This window comes from Mesobacillus jeotgali (assembly GCF_900166585.1).
In the GTDB taxonomy this organism is placed as follows: Bacteria; Bacillota; Bacilli; order Bacillales; family Cytobacillaceae; genus Mesobacillus; species Mesobacillus jeotgali_A.
Map to the genome: position 1 here is coordinate 1 of NZ_FVZC01000004.1, position 17863 is coordinate 17863.

The following is a 17863-nucleotide window of genomic DNA, read 5'->3' on the forward strand; positions in this document are numbered from 1 at the left end:
GAACACGGAAGTTAAGCTTCTCAGCGCCGATGGTAGTTGGGGGTTTCCCCCTGTGAGAGTAGGACGCCGCCGGGCACATGAAAGAACAGCTGTAATGGCTGTTCTTTTTTTGTGCATGGAAAAGGATCTTCTAATCATCTTTGGAAACCATTTTATTGAGCTGGTAGATATCTTCGTAAAAGTGGTCGATATAATGCTGAAAGTGATCGATATATTTAAAAATCCACCGATATATCCAAAAAAAGTGTTAGATAAAATCAAAAAATCGATAATACTACCCAAAAATCATATTCATGCACCACTCTCGTCCATCCCTTTACGTTTGATCGCTCGCCCAGTTGGATACTTTTTCATTAAATATTAAAAAAATGGGGGCCAGGCGTCTCAAAGACATCCTTAAGCATTCATATTTAATAAAAATATAAGAGTGGGTGCCCTGTTTCACACTCGCAACGGCTTAATCAAATAATAAACCAACCTAAATTGATATAAGACATACAAGGAAATCGAATGCCAATCATAAAATATAAAACAACTAAACTTTCTGAAATATTATTCGGAAAATTGTATACAAAACCAGGCTGATGGGAATAATAGGTGTACGGAGGTGGAGAATTTGGGTTCGCTTTTAGCAAAAAATCAAATAGGGGAAAACTGTGTGATTTGCGAACAGACGAAAACGGCTGGCATACACCTGTATACTTCTTTCATTTGCACAGACTGTGAGAGCATCATGATCAAGACAGATACGAGTGATCCTCAATATAGATATTACGTTGAAAAATTAAGGAAAGTAACAAAACCAGGCATTTACAGTTAAAAGCTCATTTTCGGGCTTTTATTTTTTTTGCCTGGAAACAGTGTTAGAATAGATAGGTGTGAAATTTACATAATAGGTGAGAATATGGATCAATCCAATACCCCCTTGTTTTCCCGTTTGGCCTTGCATTCTGAAGGAAGACCGATATCCTTTCATGTACCGGGCCATAAGAATGGGATGGTTTTTTCTAAAAAGGGAAAAAGCTTTTTTGATGAGATTTTAAAATTGGATGCGACTGAAATAACCGGACTGGATGATCTTCATGATCCCGATGGAGTTATTTTAGAAGCTGAAGATTTACTCAAAGATTTATACAAAACTGACAAAAGCTTTTTTTTAATAAATGGTTCGACTGTCGGGAATCTTGCGATGGTCCTTGCTTCGATTAACGAAGATGACATCGTACTGGTGCAGCGCAATTCCCATAAATCCATCATGAATGCACTTAAGCTGGCTAAAGCCAGACCTGTGTTAATCAGCCCGGAGTATAACGAGGAATATGGTGTTGCAGCAGGGCTAACTGTGAAGGCCGTTGAATCGTCAATCCGACAATACCCTGGTGCAAGGGCGCTTATTTTAACGTATCCTAATTATTACGGATTAACTTATGATCTTAAAAGCATCATAGATTTGGCCCATGCTCATGTTATTCCTGTATTGGTGGATGAAGCTCATGGTGTTCATTTGATTGCCGGCGATTTTTTTCCGGAATCAGCGGTTGAACTTGGGGCCGATATCGTTGTTCAATCAGCCCATAAGTCGCTGCCGGCGATGACCATGGGAGCTTTCCTTCATTATCAGACTGGATTAGTGCCGATCAGCAAGCTGAAGTTTTATTTGCAAGCCTTGCAGTCAAGCAGTCCTTCTTATCCATTGATGGCTTCACTTGATTTGGCACGGAGCTATTTAGGGACATATAACCAGGAGGACCTGTCATATCTGAAAACAGAGCTGAAAAAATTCAGTGGAAGACTCGATAAGTTGGGATCGATTCGGGTCTTGACGGGGAATGATCCATTAAAGTTAACCATACAATCCTGGTCAGGTTTTGAGCTGCAAACAAGACTTGAAGCAAAAGGGGTTTACACAGAGCTGGCGGATCCTTACAATGTCTTGCTTGTTTTGCCACTAATAAAAAGAAACATGGGACATCGCCTGGAGGAAGCAGCTGAAAAGATTGAAGAGGTTGTCAGCACCATTCCAAATGAATTTGAAAAACCGGTGTTAACCATCAGGAATAAAGGAATTTCAACCCTGTCTGCCAGCTATAAAGAGATGGATAATCAGCCTGGTGAGTATATTCCGCTTGAGGAGTCAGCTGGAAGGGTCTGTGCGGAACAAATCATCCCTTATCCGCCGGGAATACCGCTTTGCCTGCCGGGGGAAATTGTCACCATAGAAGAAATTAATATGATTAAATCTTTAATAAACCAAGATGCTAAGATCCAGGGCGGAGAGTATTTGCATGCTGGTAAAATAAAAGTATTTAAGAGTTGGAGGATATAGATGGACAAGGGTATATTCATTACGATTGAGGGGCCTGATGGTTCCGGTAAAACAACCATCATTCAAATGCTGGCAGAGAAACTTGAAAAAGAAGGATATGCGATCGTGGCTACACGTGAACCAGGAGGAATCGATATTGCCGAGCAGATCAGGCAAGTCATCCTGGACCCAGAGAATACAGCGATGGATCCGCGCACGGAAGCCCTCTTATACGCTGCGGCCAGGAGGCAGCATCTTGCGGAAAAGGTAAAGCCTGCTCTTGAAAAAGGAAAAATTGTTTTGTGTGACCGTTTTGTTGACAGTTCACTGGCCTACCAGGGGCATGCCCGTGGTTTAGGCATTGAGGAGGTCTATTCCATCAATAAATTTGCCATTGAAAACATGATGCCAAAAATGACATTGTACTTTGATGTTGCACCAGAGATTGGGCTGGAAAGGATTAATCAGAATAAGGGCCGTGAAGTGAATCGTCTCGATATGGAAAAGCTGGAATTCCACCAAAAGGTAAGGGAAGGCTATTTGATGCTTGCAAAAAGATTCTCCGACAGGATTGTCAAAATTGATGCGTCAAGGGAATTAGAGGCTGTTTACGAACAAGCCGAAGCGAAAATTAAAGAGCTGTTTAATATATAAAATCACAAAAACAAGCCTTGTCGCTGTCAGGCTTGTTTTTATCTGGGAAAAATTCAAGTGAGCTTCTTGCGAAAAAGCGATCGGTATTTACAGATCAACTCTGAACATTTTCGAAGAAATTAAAAATCACTCAGGAGTCTGCTAATTAAACGTTTTTTAGTTAATATCTCTTGGGTATTTAGTAATAAAAACTTTTTTAGCTTGTAACCTCATAGATTTGCGAATAACAGTTTTTTGCCAGTAACTTAAAAGGTGAATTGCAAATAAAGAGCAGTTATTAACGAAAAAGCCAGACGTAATACCGTTCATCTGGAAGCCAATGGAATTTTACGTTTATATCATGTGTTGTCCCAATAATCCTGTTATAATAAGGATACAATTGTTACGGAATCAAACTTCATGTCAATAAAATAGTTCTAGGGGGAAACCGAATGAAATTAATTTTAGCAGTGGTCCAGGACCAGGATAGCAACCGTCTTTCAAATGCGCTGGTAGACCATAATTTCCGTGCAACAAAGATGGCCAGTACTGGTGGATTCCTGAAATCAGGAAATACCACTTTTATCATAGGAACAGAAGACATCAGGGTGGATAAGGCTTTAGAGGTCATCAGGGACAATTGTAAGTCACGTGACCAGCTGGTAGCCCCTGTCTCACCAATGGGAGGGAATGCGGATTCATATGTTCCTTACCCTGTCGAGGTCGAAGTTGGCGGAGCGACTGTTTTCGTCTTGCCTGTCGAGCAGTTTCATCAATTTTAACGGGGAAAGCCCGGAGGTTTAGCACTAAATGAAAATTAATCAGGATATGCGCCTTAACATAGATAAAGTTCGCCAGGATCAAAAACAGCAGCCTGGCGGCGGGATCAAGTTCAATGAACTGGTGGAAAAACAAGAACACAAATTGCAGCTTGGGCAGCTTCAGCAATTAATGAAGGAAGTTGAAACGGCTGGTGAGAGGCTTGCGCGGTCCAGGACTTTTAAGGACCTTGCCAAGTTCAAGACACTGGTGAAGCAATTTGTTAAAGAAGCAGTTAATTTCGGTATGGAGCTTAAGCACTCGCATAGCTGGAATCAATTTGGCGAGGGCAGGTCGCTTAAGCTTGTGGAAACAGTTGATGAAAAGCTGGTCGAGCTGACCGATGAGCTGATGAAGAATAAGGATGAACAGATTGATATCCTCGGCAAGATTGGGGAAGTCAAAGGCCTGTTGATCAATTTATATACGTAAGTGAGTGATCGCATTGGCAAAGACTTGGGACGAGCTGGAAACACTTCAGCCAAATGTTTTGAAGATGGTAAAAAACAGCATCCTGAAAAATCGGGTAGCCCATGCGTATTTATTTGAGGGAATGAGGGGCACTGGAAAAAAGGAAATAAGTATACTCCTGGCCAAGAGCATCAATTGCCTCGCTCGAGTAGATGGCTATAAACCTTGCGAAAACTGTTTGAACTGCAAAAGGATTAATCATGGTAACCATCCCGATATCCATCTTGTCGAGCCAGAGGGACTGTCGATCAAAAAAGGGCAAATCCAGCAGCTTCAGGAAGAGTTTTCGAAAACAGGTGTTGAGTCAAAGAACAAGCTTTACACGATCGTCCATGCGGACCGGATGACAACCAACGCGGCGAACAGTTTGCTGAAGTTCCTTGAGGAACCTCATGCCGGGACAGTGGCGGTGTTGATTACCGAGCAGGCACAGAAAATGCTCCCTACCATTTTATCCAGATGCCAGCTGATCAATTTTACCCCATTATCTCCTAAAAATATGGCAGAACAATTGATAGCAAATGGGGTTCATCCGCATACAGCACCGCTGCTGGCACAGCTGACGAATAATTTGGAAGAAGCTTTAGAGATAAGTATTGATGATTGGTTTGCACAAGCACAAAAAATAGTGTTAAAATTATATGAAGTGCTGAAAAAGAATTCGCTTGAAGCTATGGTCGCGCTTCAGGAGAACTGGTTCATGCACTTTAAAGAGAAAGAACAAATCGATCGTGGTTTGGATTTATTACTTCTTATTTTTAAGGATTTATTATACATTCAGCTTGGCAAGAAAGACCAGGTTGTTTATCTAAACGAAAGCTCACGTTTAGAACAGTTTGCACTACAGACATCCGGACGGCGTCTTACCGAACAAATGGCAGCCATTCTGGAGGCGAAGAGGAAGCTGCATGCCAATATGAATCCCCAGCTGCTCATGGAAGAGCTGGTGTTAAAATTGCAGGAGGGATCTACACTTGTATGATGTAGTAGGTGTCCGCTTCAAGAAAGCGGGGAAGATTTATTATTTTGATCCCGGCGATCTCTCAATTCTAAAGGACGAATTCGTCATTGTCGAAACTGTAAGGGGCGTTGAGTACGGCAGAGTGGTAATTCCCCGAAAACAAGTCGGCGAAAATGATGTAGTCCTGCCTCTGAAAAAGGTCGTCAGAATTGCAGATCAGAAGGATCGTCTAATCGTCGAGGAAAATAAAACAGCTGCAAAGGAAGCATACGATGTTTGCAGTGAAAAAGTGAATGAACATCAGCTTGATATGAAGCTTGTTGATGTTGAATATACATTTGACCGCAACAAAGTCATTTTTTACTTCACGGCTGACGGCCGCGTTGATTTCCGGGAATTGGTCAAGGATCTGGCATCAATCTTTCGGACAAGGATCGAGCTTCGCCAGATTGGTGTAAGGGATGAAGCAAAAATGCTTGGCGGCATTGGACCATGCGGCAGGATGCTTTGTTGTTCTACGTACCTGGGAGACTTTGATCCTGTTTCAATTAAGATGGCCAAGGATCAGAATCTCTCTCTCAATCCAACCAAGATTTCCGGTCTTTGCGGCAGACTGATGTGCTGTTTGAAATATGAGAACGACGAATATGAAACAGCGAAAGCGGAGCTGCCTGACCTCGGTGAAACAATCTTGACACCGGAGGGACGCGGGAAGGTCGTTGGATTGAACATCCTGGAGCGTGTCATGCAAGTGGACATCCCAGGACAGGAACGTGTCCTGGAATATACACTTGAGGAAATACAGGAAGCCGGAGCTGTATCGTTGCAATCATCCACAGATTAATGAGGTGGAACAGGTGGATAAAAAAGATATCTTTGACTCAGTAAGTAATATGGAATCGCAGATTGGTGATTTATACCGTCAGCTTGGTGAGTTAAAACAGCATTTAGCAGAGGTTCTTGAAGAGAATAACGCTTTAAAGCTGGAAAATGAGCATATAAGACGCCGTCTGGATCAGTCGATTATTGGCAAAAAGGATCCTAACATTAAGAAAAGCGGCAGAGGGAACGGCAATAGGTCCCAGGGCGACAAAAATGTGGTCGACATTGGTGAAGGCTACGACAACCTCGCCCGTCTTTACCAGGAAGGCTTCCACATCTGCAACTTGCATTTTGGCAGCCCGCGGAAAGAGGATTGCTTGTTCTGCCTCTCCTTTCTTAATAAAAAATAATTGGCAGCCTTCCTTTATAGGGAAGGCTATTTTTATAAGTTTCGTTTTGGAGGAACACAAAAATGGTAACCTTACGAGAAGATGAAAGATTGGATTATCTGCTTGCGGAGGAATTGCGGATCATCCAGAGCCCAAATGTGTTTTCTTTTTCCCTTGATGCTGTCCTGCTGGCAAGATTTGTATGGGTGCCAATCCAAAAGGGAAAGATTGTCGACCTTTGCAGCGGGAACGGGGTTATTCCATTGTTTCTAAGTGCGAGGACAAAGGGCACGATTACAGGGGTGGAAATTCAAGAACGTCTGTATGATATGGCTGTCCGCAGCATTGAATACAATAAATTAGCGGACCGACTACATATGGTTCATGGGGACTTAAAGGATGCGCCAAAACAGCTTGGCTATGAGAAGTATGATGTTGTAACCTGCAATCCTCCTTATTTTCCGACGCCTTCAAAAGAAGAGATCAATATAAATGAGCACCTTGCGATTGCAAGACATGAGATTCTCTGCACACTGGAAGATGCGGTTCGATCGGCAAGCCAGCTTGTAAAACAGGGTGGGAAGGTAGCGTTTGTCCACCGTCCGGGAAGGCTGATTGATATCATAGAAATGATGAGAAAATATCGGCTAGAGCCCAAACGTATTCAATTCGTCTATCCAAAGGCAGGGAAGGAAGCCAACACGCTATTAGTCGAAGCGATAAAGGATGGCAATCCAGAGCTTAAAATCCTGGAACCGTTAATTGTATATGGTGAAAATAATGAGTATACCCCAGTGATTAAAGAGATGTTGTATGGCAGCAATTAAGATAATGAAACGGGTGGTTTAGATGCATCAGCAAAAAAGTTTTGAACGAGAAAATGAAAAAGGAATTTTGTATCTCGTGCCAACTCCCATAGGCAACCTGGAGGACATGACCTTCAGGGCAATCAGAATCATGAAGGAAGCAGATTTAATTGCTGCAGAGGATACAAGGAATACCAAAAAGCTTTGCAATTACTTTGAAATTGAAACACCCGTTACCAGTTATCATGAACACAATAAGGAAAGCAGCGGATATAAACTGATTGAGAAGATTAAAGACGGAGCTAAAATTGCTCTTGTCAGCGATGCAGGGATGCCGACGATTTCAGATCCGGGTACAGAACTTGTTGCAGAGGCAATTGCCGAGGGTTTGACGGTCGTTCCGCTTCCGGGAGCAAACGCAGCGCTCACTGCATTGATTGCTTCAGGTATTCAGCCACAGCCTTTCTATTATTACGGTTTTCTACAGCGAGGCAAAAAGGATAAAAAGAAGGAACTCGAACAATTGGCAAAACAGTCAGCCACCGTGATCCTGTATGAATCTCCTCATAGATTGAAGGAGACGCTTTCGTTAATGCTTGATGGGCTGGGTGAGCGCAGGATAGTTCTTTGCCGGGAATTGACGAAGAAATATGAAGAGTTTCTAAGGGGGACCATTTCTGAAGCTATTGCGTGGGCTGAGTCAGAAGAGGTACGCGGTGAGTTTGTTCTGATTATTGAGGGGGCATCTGAAGATTCACTCACTCTTGATGAAAACCTGTGGTGGGAAAAATTAAGCCTGACTGAGCATGTCGAGCATTATATCTCCAACGAGGGTATGAATTCCAAAAATGCAATTAAGCAAGCTGCTGTGGACAGGGGTATGCAAAAACGGGAAGTTTACCAGGCCTACCATATCCAAGAATAAAAAGTCAAAAAAGGCCGTGGATGATATCCACGGCCTTGTCATATTTAATATTAAGCTTTTACAGGTTCGAAGCTTCCCTGGATTTCTTTAAGAAGCTGTTCAGCACCTTCACGGCTAAGGATCAGCTTACCGCCAGCCAATGTGATGTTGTTGTCAGAAACTTCACCAGTGATGTGGCAAGTCATGTTAGGCTTGTACTTTTTAAGGATGATGCGGTCATCGTCAACATAGATTTCCAAAGCATCCTTTTCTGCGATACCAAGAGTTCTTCTTAGTTCGATTGGAATAACCACGCGGCCAAGCTCGTCAACTTTACGTACGATACCAGTAGATTTCATTTTATAATCTCCTCTCATTTTCCCTTATATTAATTCGTCATTTTTCGACATTTTTCTCTTATTGGTTTTATAATACCAGTGATTCCAATTACCGTCAATTAAATTATTTTTCTTTTGTTAGAAAAATTTAACATAGAGCACAAACCTTATTAAATCAAGGTTTCGTGTTAAGTGGTACGGAAGGAGTTACAGGCTGACGAGGGTTTTAAACAATAGTTTAGAGGGGGAAATACTATTCGTTATATAACATTAAGCGCATAATTCGACAAAATTCTACAATTTATTCGACAAAAATTCACAAGTTTGTCATATTTGAAACGTACAAAACAATATTTTGTGATCAGGTATAATCTATTAATAAATTTGGTTATGATTTTATTATGTAAAAGGTAATCTCCTGCCAGAATAATTGAGGCGGGATTTTTACTTCCATAACCCTGCCGGAGTATTCTGCTATTGAAAAAATACGTTAACCTAATGTCAAGAATGTCCGTAGCAGTAAACTTTTTTACATAATTCGAGTTTATTTTTAACTTCGTACATTGAGTTTACCTGCTATCCCTTTAACAATCTCCTAATTCTGAATTGAAAGCAGCAATATTTTTGTATAGAATGCTGCTTTCTTGAACCAATCACATTTTTGAAGGAATGCACACTCTTAAAGGCTTTAAGAATCTTTTCAAGCGGACCTCTAATTTGAAAACGCGTAATCTGGAATCCGTCGTTTACTTAAATATAAAAGCAAATGAGGCTTCATTAAAGTGTTATGAAACCTATCACATTAACTGGTATAATAACTACTATTAGAATGAACTAGCAGTATTAGTTAAGGAGGATCTTCATGGAAGAGAAACTGAAAACCTTTTATCTTACGACACCGATTTATTATCCAAGCGGCAATCTTCATATTGGACACGCTTATACAACTGTAGCTGGCGATGCGATGGCACGCTATAAGAGACTGCGCGGCTATGATGTCATGTATTTGACAGGCACAGATGAGCACGGTCAGAAAATCCAGCGCAATGCCGAGGCAAAGGGTATTACCCCACAGCAATATGTAGATGAAATTGTCGAAGGGATCCAGGAACTCTGGGGTAAACTGGATATATCCTATAACGATTTTATCCGTACTACCCAGGACCGGCATAAACAGATTGTCGAGAAGATTTTCGCCCAGCTTTTGGAGCAGGGTGATATTTATCTTGACCAATATGAAGGCTGGTATTGTACACCATGTGAATCCTTCTATACTGACAGACAGCTTGAGGACGGGAATTGCCCGGACTGCGGCCGACCTGTTGAAAAGGTAAAGGAAGAATCTTATTTCTTTAAAATGAGCAAATACGCTGACAGGCTCCTCAAGTACTATGAAGAGAATCCTGACTTCATTCAGCCGGAATCACGCAAAAATGAAATGATCAATAACTTCATCAAGCCGGGACTGGAGGATTTGGCGGTCTCACGCACGACATTTGACTGGGGTGTCAAAGTCCCTGGAGATCCAAAGCACGTTATTTACGTATGGATTGATGCCTTGTCTAATTACATTACAGCACTTGGTTATGGGACTGAGGATGATTCAAAATATTTGAGATACTGGCCGGCGGATGTCCATCTTGTCGGAAAGGAAATTGTCCGCTTCCATACTATCTATTGGCCAATCATGCTAATGGCGCTTGACTTGCCGCTTCCTAAAAAGGTGTTTGCCCACGGCTGGCTTTTGATGAAGGACGGAAAAATGTCAAAATCCAAAGGAAATGTTGTTGACCCAGTCACATTGATTGACCGATACGGCCTGGATGCTCTTCGTTATTACCTGCTTCGCGAGGTTCCATTCGGTTCTGATGGTGTATTTACGCCTGAAGGGTTTGTTGAAAGAATCAACTTCGATCTTGCGAATGACCTTGGCAACTTGTTGAACAGAACCGTGGCCATGATCAATAAATATTTTGACGGTGAAATTCCTGCTTACAATGGTTCTGAAGGAGAATTTGAAAAGCAGTTGCTTGAAGTGAACAAGGAGACTGTCCTTAAGTATGAAGAGGCAATGGAGAAAATGGAGTTTTCCGTTGCGCTGACGACTGTATGGCAGCTGGTCAGCCGCTGCAATAAATTCATCGATGAAACACAGCCATGGGTGCTTGCGAAGGATGAAGAAAAGAAAACGGCCCTGGCTGATGTAATGGTCCACCTTGCTGAATCATTGAGAAGGGTGGCAATCCTCTTAAAGCCGTTCCTGACAAGGACTCCGGATAAAATTTTCACCCAGCTGAATGTTGTTTCTGAGTCACTTCAGACATGGGAAAGCCTTGAAGATTTCGGACAGATTCCTGCGGGAACAAAGGTAGTACAGGGTGAACCGATATTCCCACGCCTTGAACTGAAGGAAGAAGTCGAATTCATCAAGGAAAAAATGCAGGGTTCTGCTCCAGCGGCAGCACCGGTGGAAGAAGAAAAGCCGGAACCTCAGGATGAAATCACGATTGATGATTTCATGAAGGTTGAACTTCGTGTAGCAAAAGTTGTCCATGCAGAGCCTGTCAAAAAGGCTGATAAACTGCTGAAGCTTCAATTGGATCTTGGCTATGAAAAACGCCAGGTCGTTTCGGGTATCGCAAAGTACTTTAAACCGGAAGACCTTGTAGGCAGGAAAGTAATTTGTGTGACAAACCTTAAGCCAGTCAAACTTCGCGGGGAGCTTTCTGAGGGAATGATCCTTGCAGGTGAAAAAGATGGCATCATGTCACTGGCATCAGTTGACGATTCACTGGCAATCGGAGCGAAAATAAAATAATACCCTAAGAACCTGAAAATGTTTCATGTGTAACATTTTCAGGTTTTTTGTGTTAAAAAGGCAATTTTTTTAAGAGATTGAATTATGATAGGAAAGAGAGTTAGACAGCAAGCATCCCGACACTTGTCGGGTATTTATCAAACCGGGGGTCAAAAATTTGACCTGGACATGAGAAAAAAGTTATGATATCGACACAACTTTATCACAATAATAAGAACATCGCAGCGAGTTTATTCAATCTATAGCTAAGCAGGGATAGAATGAAGCTGCAGGCAGCTGCAAAGGAGTTTTGAAATGCTTTTTGATACACATGTCCACTTAAATGCAGAACAATTCAATGAAGATCTCCAGGAGGTCATTGACCGGGCGCTTGCTGAGGGTGTAACAAATATGGTTGTTGTCGGGTTTGATGAGGTCACGATCAAAAAAGCGATTGAACTTGCTGAAAGCTATGATTTTATCTATGCAAGCGTGGGATGGCATCCAGTCGATGCCATTGATTTGACTCCGGAGCATCTGGACTGGCTGAAAGAACTGGCTTCCCACCCCAAAGTGGTGGCGCTGGGTGAAATGGGTCTTGATTATTACTGGGACAAGTCACCGAAGGAAATCCAAAAAGAAGTCTTCCGCAAGCAAATCCGACTGGCTAAAGAAGTCAATCTTCCTATCATCATACATAATCGTGAAGCAACTGCAGACATAGTAGAAATTTTAAAGGAAGAAAACGCTAGCGAAGTAGGCGGGATCATGCACTGCTATAGCGGCAGCGTGGAAACCGCATTAGAATGTATCGAGATGAACTTCTATATTTCGCTTGGCGGACCAGTTACATTCAAAAATGCAAAAAAACCGAAGGAAGTGGCAGAGTCGATTCCGATGGAACGTCTATTGGTCGAAACGGATTGCCCTTACCTGACGCCGCATCCATATCGCGGAAAAAGAAACGAACCTGCCTATGTAAAATTGGTAGCCGAACAAATTGCAGAACTAAAAGGGCTAACACTCGAAGAAGTTGCAGGCGAAACTGCCAAAAATGCAAAAAAATTATTCGGCATAAAGTGATAGAGAATGTTGTCGATTTTTCAGAAAGGTTGTCCAAACTTTTTCTATTTCTAAAAAGTTCTACATGTCTCACTTGTGACATAGGATAACCGTGTCGATAACTCTTGCTTTTCTTTTTATGGAGCATCTTGCATAATAGGGACTACGTTTGGGCAAGGGTGTCTGGGTTGACAAGTCGGCAACAACATCTTTATAATCACTCCGAGAAGAGGAGGCGTTTTTCATCGTGATTAATAGCATGAAAAACCTGTTTTCCAAGACTTTGAGTAAGAAGAAGCTTGTGCTTTTTTCTGCTAGTTTCCTAGTTTTTGCTGCTGCTCTTGGATTCTTCATGTATGAAGGAACCAAAAAGACAGTCGCATTGACGTTGGATGGCGAAGAAAGAGTCATTAAAACACATGCAAATACTATCCAGGATATATTTAATGATCTCAATATCTCACTACGCTCAGAGGATTATTTATCGCTGGCGGCGAACACCGAGGTTAAGAACAACCTATCAATCGTGTGGAAGCCGGCAAAACAGGTAGAGGTAATACAGGATCAGGAGAAGAAGAGGTATTGGACAGCAGCCGATACGGTCGCAGATTTCCTGAAAGAACAGAATATCGTTATCAATGAGCACGACAAGTTAAGCCCAAACCCAGACGCTAAGTTAAAGCAAGATGCGAAGATTGCCATTCAAAGAGCTTTCCCGCTTAAGGTTGTAGTAGGCGGAAAAGAACAAGATGTATGGTCGACTTCGACTACGGTCGCTGACTTTTTATCACAGCAAGGAATCACACTGAACAAAATGGACCGTGTTGAGCCTGCGTTAAAGCAGACAGTCACAAAAGATGCCGTGATTAATGTCATTCGAGTTGAAAAAGTCACCGATGTAGTGGAAGAACCAATTAGCTATGCTGTCATTACGAAGAATGACAGCCAACTGGAAAAAGGGAAACAGAAAGTCGTGACAGAAGGCCAGGAAGGTTTGCTTACTAAGGAATATGAAGTAATCCTTGAAAACGGCAAGGAAGTATCAAGAAAACTGGTCACTGAAAAGAAAGTGAAAGAAAAACAGGATAAAGTCGTGGCAATGGGAACAAAGGTCATTGTTGCTCAAGTTTCCCGCGGAGCAAGTGAACCGGCAGGAAAAGAATTCTATGTTTCCTCAACAGCCTATACTGCAAGCTGCTCAGGGTGCTCCGGCTACACTGCGACAGGTATTAACCTTAGGGCGAATCCTAATATGAAAGTCATTGCAGTGGATCCAAGCATTATTCCATTAGGAACCAAAGTATATGTTGAAGGCTATGGCTATGCCATTGCTGCCGATAAGGGATCAGCAATCCAGGGCCATAAGATTGACGTCTTTTTCGCATCAAAATCTGATGCATATCGCTGGGGCCGCAAGAAAGTTAAAATTAAAATTTTAAATTAATTTACGGATGCAGGGGGACCTTCCTCTGCATTTTTGTTTTTTCAATTAATGTTTAAGGTATAATAAGAAAAGCGAAACCGTGTTGGTCAGCCCGACAAGTGCTGCAGCTAGACACTGGAGAAAGCTTAACAGTCTAAAAAAAAGCTAGACACTGGAGAAGGCTTAACAGTCTAAAAAACTTTACACTTATATAGACGATTATATTTCAAAAATGTTTCATTTATTTCAAAGAAAAATTTAATTTCTTTGAAAAAAATTTTTACTTTTTCCATGGAAACTCCAGCGCTTGTTTTACATAAAGCCTTCATGCGAAGAAACAAGTTTATGCAAAGAGTCTTATGGTTGAAAGAGTCCAATACCGGCAGATGTATAGGCGATATTAACGGAGGAATTATGAAGTTAAAAGAAATCATTGTGGTCGAGGGCAAGGATGATACAACAGCAATCAGGCGTGCCGTCGAAGCCGATACAATTGAAACAAATGGTTCTGCCATTAATGCAGAAACGATTGAACGAATCCGGAATGCCCACGAAAAAAGGGGAGTCATCATTTTCACTGATCCGGATTTTCCGGGTGAAAAAATCCGCAAGACCATTTCAGAGCAAATTTCAGGCTGCAAACATGCATTCATTCCAAAGGAGTTGGCCAAGCCGAAGTCCGGGCGAGGCCTTGGTGTTGAACATGCATCGCCCGAAGTGATTCGTGAAGCTCTTAAGGATGCACAGGTGATGGATGCGGAGGCAGTAGAGGAGATTACCCAGGAAGACTTGATTGTTGCGGGTCTGATTGGTGGCCCTGGTTCCAGGGAAAGGCGTGAAAAGCTGGGCAGGCTGCTGAAAATCGGATATACAAACGGCAAGCAGCTGCACAAGCGCCTGATGATGTTTCAGGTGAAAAGACAGGATTTCGCAGACGCACTGGCTGAGATCCTCAAGGAGGAACAATCGAATGCATAAAGATATTGCAACCCCTGTGAGAACGAAGGAAATACTTGATAAATACGGCTTTTCTTTTAAAAAGAGCCTGGGTCAGAACTTTCTGATCGATACCAATATCCTGAACAGGATCGTCGACCATGCGGAATTAACGGATCATAGCGGAGCGATTGAAATCGGGCCGGGAATTGGAGCGTTAACGGAGCAGCTTGCTAAAAGGGCGGAAAAGGTTATAGCTTTCGAAATCGATCAGCGCCTTTTACCAATCCTGGAGGACACATTATCCCCATACCCCAACGTGAAAATCATCCATAATGATGTATTGAAAGCAGATGTCCGTGCTGTCATGGAACAGGAATTTGACCAGTCAAAAGATGTAATGGTTGTTGCTAATCTTCCATATTATGTTACAACACCAATTATTATGAAGCTGCTTGAAGAAAGGCTTCCGATCAGAGGAATTGTCTGCATGCTGCAAAAAGAAGTAGGAGACAGAATCTCGGCCAAGCCGGGAACAAAGGAATACGGATCATTGTCAATCGCTGTACAGTATTACACGAAGGCTGAAACGGTGATGATTGTACCAAAAACAGTATTCATGCCACAGCCAAATGTCGATTCAGCGGTTATCCGGCTGACCTTGCATAAGGAGCCGCCAGTCAAAGTGAAGGATGAAGCTTTCTTCTTCCATGTCACCAGGTCTAGCTTTGCCCAACGCCGAAAGACCATCTTGAATAATCTGACTAGCCAGCTGCCGGATGGGAAACAGAAAAAAGAACAGATTCTGGCAGCACTTAAGGAAGCCGACATTCTGGAGTCTCGAAGAGGAGAGACATTGTCGATTGAAGAATTCGCGCGCTTGAGCGATGCATTATACCCTCATTTCAACTAATGCCCGGTGTAGTCCGGGCTTTATTTTTTTTTTAGGGGTTAAAGCCTAAGATTTAAAATATAATTTATTTTTCCGGAAAACAAATCTGGATTAAGGCTGGTTAAAGACAATACCGAGGAACCCCTTAAATATCTATGAAGTATCCGAATAGATTGCACTTCAAAGTCCCAAAAGCACATGTCTATAGGTGTTTGCATATTTTATGAAAGAAAACCACTTAGCGCAGCCTGTGTGCGGGGCAATTGGAGTGAGGATGATGAATATTAACCTCATGGATATCGTCGGCAGGGTTTCGCATCAATGCGATATTATGTTCCGGGTAATCGATATCAGAGAGATATATGGAAAGAAAATAGCGATATTATATGGTGAGGATTTCCGATTGATTGCGGATGCCCCCTATGAAGACCTGATTAAAATTGATCCAGGGATGCGCATGAGGCTGACAGAGGAATTCCGGTCACTTGAAGAACAATCATATAAGCTCTTCCGGCAGGATGTGGATTTATTGCAGCAGAAGCAAGAATATGAGACCACCGAAGGTTACAGCAAATCATATAATTACTTTCAAATGCCTGGAAAGGTGCTCCATATTGACGGGGACCCGATTTATCTTAAAAAATGCCTGACCCTATACGAGAAGGTCGGGGTACCGGTTTACGGATTTCACTGCAATGAAAAAGAAATGCCAGAAAAAGTCGGGATGCTGATTGATTATTACCGGCCGGATATATTGGTCATCACCGGCCATGATGCTTATTCAAAATCGAAGGGCTCTATAGATGACATTAATGCTTACCGCCACTCAAAGCATTTTGTGCAGACTGTGAGAGAGGCACGAAAGAGAGTTCCTCATCTTGACCAGCTTGTCATTTTTGCCGGTGCATGTCAATCTCATTTCGAGTCATTGATTCACGCTGGAGCCAATTTTGCCAGTTCTCCCTCAAGAGTCAATATTCACGCATTAGACCCAGTCTATATCGTCGCGAAAATCAGCTTTACTCCATTCATGGAACGTATAAATGTCTGGGATGTACTTCGGAATACTTTGACTGGGGACAAAGGTCTTGGCGGCATTGAAACAAAGGGAGTATTAAGGACAGGAATGCCATATAAGAAGAATTCGCCGGACTGATCATCTTTATGTCCGGCGTTTTTTATTTTTTCATACATATTTTAGCGCATTAAAGGCCACTCTAAAAATGTTGAAATTTAGAAGAAAAAGAAGACGGAAATATATTGACTTTTAAATTTAAGTACTGTTATAATTTATGTTTTTGTTTGACTAAAGTGTTCAAGCATGTTATACTTTTTTATAGTGAGGTGGACCGAATGCCAAAAACATTATCGGATATCAAAAAAGCACTTGATTCAAACTTAGGAAAAAGACTCATGCTAAAGGCCAACGGCGGACGCAGAAAAACGATCGAGCGTTCAGGTGTATTAGCGGAAACTTATCCTTCCGTTTTCGTCATTGAGCTTGACCAGGATGAAAATGCTTTTGAACGTGTTTCCTACAGCTATGCAGATGTTCTAACTGAAACAGTTGAAATTACCTTCTATGAAGATACAACAGGATCGATCGCTTTGAGCTAATTTATGCTCAAATGAAGTACAGGCAGTGAACTTTCGGGTTAGCTGCTTTTTATTTTGCCCATTTTTAAAGTATCAGAGTGATTCATTTTTTACTTTAAGTATTGTCCAGCTCAGCACTTGCCAGGACTGGCTGACACGCTGGAGTTTTTCAATGACAGGATAAATAAGGCGTACATGAAAATCTCCTTTCTCCAAAATACTAAGAAAGCCGTGATGGTGAAAGGAGATGGTAGTATTGGGCAGAAGAAGAGGGATTATGTCTGACAGGTTGAAGGAAGAGCTTGCGAAAGAGCTTGGTTTTTATGATGTCGTCCAGAATGAAGGATGGGGCGGAATCAAAGCCAGGGACGCAGGTAATATGGTAAAGCGGGCAATTGAATTGGCTGAACAGCAGCTTGCGAACCAGAACCGCTGACCCGGATAGACATTCTTTGTAAGCTGCCACAAAGCTGTTTCTTGCAGTGGCCAATATAATTCAGATCCATCACGGTGCCGGGGCTATTGCTCCGGCTTTTTGCGTTATAAGACCAACAAATCTAATTCTTTGTGAAATGACTGTATTCGCCATTAAGCAAATGATAAAATAGAGGAATGTTTCTAGAAGAGGAGTCTCACTATTTTACTCAAAGCGTACTGTCTAAAATAGGTTATTGCCCAGCTCAACAGCGCAAGCCAAGACCGAACGAGG

19 protein-coding genes and 1 rRNA gene are annotated in these 17863 nt (G+C 42.2%); 19 read left to right on the forward strand and 1 reads right to left on the reverse strand.

What is annotated here, in order from left to right:
* The 11 genes from rrf to rsmI form a co-directional block, all read left to right on the forward strand.
* Positions 1-75 (forward strand): 5S ribosomal RNA (gene rrf / locus B5X77_RS24065); the annotation flags it as partial.
* A 583-nt stretch (positions 76-658) separates the two neighbouring features.
* Positions 659-820 (forward strand): sigma factor G inhibitor Gin, encoded by a 162-nt coding sequence (locus B5X77_RS00305; protein ID WP_373887791.1) that lies wholly within the window; start codon positions 659-661, stop codon positions 818-820.
* A gap of 84 nt (positions 821-904) precedes the next feature.
* A complete protein-coding gene (locus B5X77_RS00310; RefSeq protein ID WP_079504168.1) occupies positions 905-2326 on the forward strand; it encodes an aminotransferase class I/II-fold pyridoxal phosphate-dependent enzyme in 1422 nt (473 codons plus the stop codon).
* Positions 2327-2959: a dTMP kinase gene (gene tmk, locus B5X77_RS00315; protein WP_079504169.1), complete on the forward strand. Its 633-nt coding sequence runs from the start codon at positions 2327-2329 to the stop codon at positions 2957-2959.
* 431 nt (positions 2960-3390) lie between these two features.
* Positions 3391-3720: a cyclic-di-AMP receptor gene (locus B5X77_RS00320; RefSeq protein WP_079504170.1), complete on the forward strand. Its 330-nt coding sequence runs from the start codon at positions 3391-3393 to the stop codon at positions 3718-3720.
* Positions 3721-3748: 28 nt separating this feature from the next.
* The gene (locus B5X77_RS00325; protein ID WP_079504171.1) at positions 3749-4189 is read left to right on the forward strand and encodes a YaaR family protein; all 441 of its coding nucleotides are present in this window, start codon (positions 3749-3751) and stop codon (positions 4187-4189) included.
* A 13-nt stretch (positions 4190-4202) separates the two neighbouring features.
* On the forward strand, positions 4203-5210 hold the full coding sequence (holB, locus tag B5X77_RS00330; protein WP_079504172.1) for a DNA polymerase III subunit delta': 1008 nt from the start codon (positions 4203-4205) through the stop codon (positions 5208-5210).
* Positions 5203-6033, forward strand: coding sequence for a PSP1 domain-containing protein (locus B5X77_RS00335; protein WP_079504173.1), 831 nt, complete (start codon positions 5203-5205; stop codon positions 6031-6033). The genes holB and B5X77_RS00335 overlap by 8 nt, the downstream gene beginning before the upstream one ends.
* 13 nt (positions 6034-6046) lie before the next feature.
* Positions 6047-6421, forward strand: coding sequence for a DNA replication initiation control protein YabA (yabA, locus tag B5X77_RS00340; RefSeq protein ID WP_079504174.1), 375 nt, complete (start codon positions 6047-6049; stop codon positions 6419-6421).
* A gap of 62 nt (positions 6422-6483) precedes the next feature.
* Positions 6484-7227, forward strand: a complete 744-nt coding sequence (locus B5X77_RS00345) for a tRNA1(Val) (adenine(37)-N6)-methyltransferase (protein WP_079504175.1) — start codon at positions 6484-6486, stop codon at positions 7225-7227.
* 22 nt (positions 7228-7249) lie between these two features.
* Positions 7250-8131 carry a 16S rRNA (cytidine(1402)-2'-O)-methyltransferase gene (gene rsmI / locus B5X77_RS00350; RefSeq protein WP_079504176.1) on the forward strand — a complete coding sequence of 294 codons (882 nt, stop codon included), beginning with the start codon at positions 7250-7252 and terminating at the stop codon, positions 8129-8131.
* Between the two features lie 50 nt (positions 8132-8181).
* On the opposite strand, the gene B5X77_RS00355 is transcribed toward rsmI, so the two are convergent.
* Entirely contained in the window at positions 8182-8469 is a 288-nt protein-coding gene (locus B5X77_RS00355) for an AbrB/MazE/SpoVT family DNA-binding domain-containing protein (protein WP_079504177.1), read from the reverse strand.
* Between the two features lie 841 nt (positions 8470-9310).
* Here B5X77_RS00355 and metG point away from each other — a divergent pair.
* The 8 genes from metG (at position 9311) to B5X77_RS00395 (ending at position 17590) form a co-directional block, all read left to right on the forward strand.
* Positions 9311-11266 carry a methionine--tRNA ligase gene (gene metG, locus B5X77_RS00360; protein ID WP_079504178.1) on the forward strand — a complete coding sequence of 652 codons (1956 nt, stop codon included), beginning with the start codon at positions 9311-9313 and terminating at the stop codon, positions 11264-11266.
* A 294-nt stretch (positions 11267-11560) separates the two neighbouring features.
* Positions 11561-12328 (forward strand): TatD family hydrolase, encoded by a 768-nt coding sequence (locus tag B5X77_RS00365; protein ID WP_079504179.1) that lies wholly within the window; start codon positions 11561-11563, stop codon positions 12326-12328.
* Between the two features lie 238 nt (positions 12329-12566).
* The gene (locus tag B5X77_RS00370) at positions 12567-13751 is read left to right on the forward strand and encodes a G5 and 3D domain-containing protein (RefSeq protein WP_079504218.1); all 1185 of its coding nucleotides are present in this window, start codon (positions 12567-12569) and stop codon (positions 13749-13751) included.
* Between the two features lie 393 nt (positions 13752-14144).
* Positions 14145-14708 (forward strand): ribonuclease M5, encoded by a 564-nt coding sequence (rnmV, locus tag B5X77_RS00375; RefSeq protein WP_079504180.1) that lies wholly within the window; start codon positions 14145-14147, stop codon positions 14706-14708.
* Complete coding sequence (gene rsmA / locus B5X77_RS00380; protein WP_079504181.1) at positions 14701-15579, forward strand: 16S rRNA (adenine(1518)-N(6)/adenine(1519)-N(6))-dimethyltransferase RsmA; 879 nt, start codon at positions 14701-14703, stop codon at positions 15577-15579. The genes rnmV and rsmA overlap by 8 nt, the downstream gene beginning before the upstream one ends.
* Before the next feature lie 256 nt (positions 15580-15835).
* Positions 15836-16714: a sporulation peptidase YabG gene (gene yabG, locus B5X77_RS00385; protein WP_079504220.1), complete on the forward strand. Its 879-nt coding sequence runs from the start codon at positions 15836-15838 to the stop codon at positions 16712-16714.
* Between the two features lie 197 nt (positions 16715-16911).
* Positions 16912-17175 (forward strand): biofilm formation stimulator Veg, encoded by a 264-nt coding sequence (gene veg, locus B5X77_RS00390; RefSeq protein WP_079504182.1) that lies wholly within the window; start codon positions 16912-16914, stop codon positions 17173-17175.
* Between the two features lie 235 nt (positions 17176-17410).
* Entirely contained in the window at positions 17411-17590 is a 180-nt protein-coding gene (locus B5X77_RS00395) for a small, acid-soluble spore protein, alpha/beta type (RefSeq protein WP_079504183.1), read from the forward strand.
* The last annotated feature ends 273 nt before the right edge of the window (positions 17591-17863 follow it).

Coding starts and splice junctions, on each gene's coding strand:
- rsmI (WP_079504176.1), top strand. CDS start 7,250: ATGCATCAGCAAAAAAGTTTTGAACGAGAAAATGAAAAAGGAATTTTG.
- rnmV (WP_079504180.1), top strand. CDS start 14,145: ATGAAGTTAAAAGAAATCATTGTGGTCGAGGGCAAGGATGATACAACA.
- veg (WP_079504182.1), top strand. CDS start 16,912: ATGCCAAAAACATTATCGGATATCAAAAAAGCACTTGATTCAAACTTA.
- B5X77_RS00365 (WP_079504179.1), top strand. CDS start 11,561: ATGCTTTTTGATACACATGTCCACTTAAATGCAGAACAATTCAATGAA.
- rsmA (WP_079504181.1), top strand. CDS start 14,701: ATGCATAAAGATATTGCAACCCCTGTGAGAACGAAGGAAATACTTGAT.
- B5X77_RS00355 (WP_079504177.1), bottom strand. CDS start 8,469: ATGAAATCTACTGGTATCGTACGTAAAGTTGACGAGCTTGGCCGCGTG.
- B5X77_RS00320 (WP_079504170.1), top strand. CDS start 3,391: ATGAAATTAATTTTAGCAGTGGTCCAGGACCAGGATAGCAACCGTCTT.
- tmk (WP_079504169.1), top strand. CDS start 2,327: ATGGACAAGGGTATATTCATTACGATTGAGGGGCCTGATGGTTCCGGT.
- B5X77_RS00345 (WP_079504175.1), top strand. CDS start 6,484: ATGGTAACCTTACGAGAAGATGAAAGATTGGATTATCTGCTTGCGGAG.
- B5X77_RS00370 (WP_079504218.1), top strand. CDS start 12,567: ATGAAAAACCTGTTTTCCAAGACTTTGAGTAAGAAGAAGCTTGTGCTT.
- B5X77_RS00310 (WP_079504168.1), top strand. CDS start 905: ATGGATCAATCCAATACCCCCTTGTTTTCCCGTTTGGCCTTGCATTCT.
- yabG (WP_079504220.1), top strand. CDS start 15,836: ATGAATATTAACCTCATGGATATCGTCGGCAGGGTTTCGCATCAATGC.
- metG (WP_079504178.1), top strand. CDS start 9,311: ATGGAAGAGAAACTGAAAACCTTTTATCTTACGACACCGATTTATTAT.
- B5X77_RS00325 (WP_079504171.1), top strand. CDS start 3,749: ATGAAAATTAATCAGGATATGCGCCTTAACATAGATAAAGTTCGCCAG.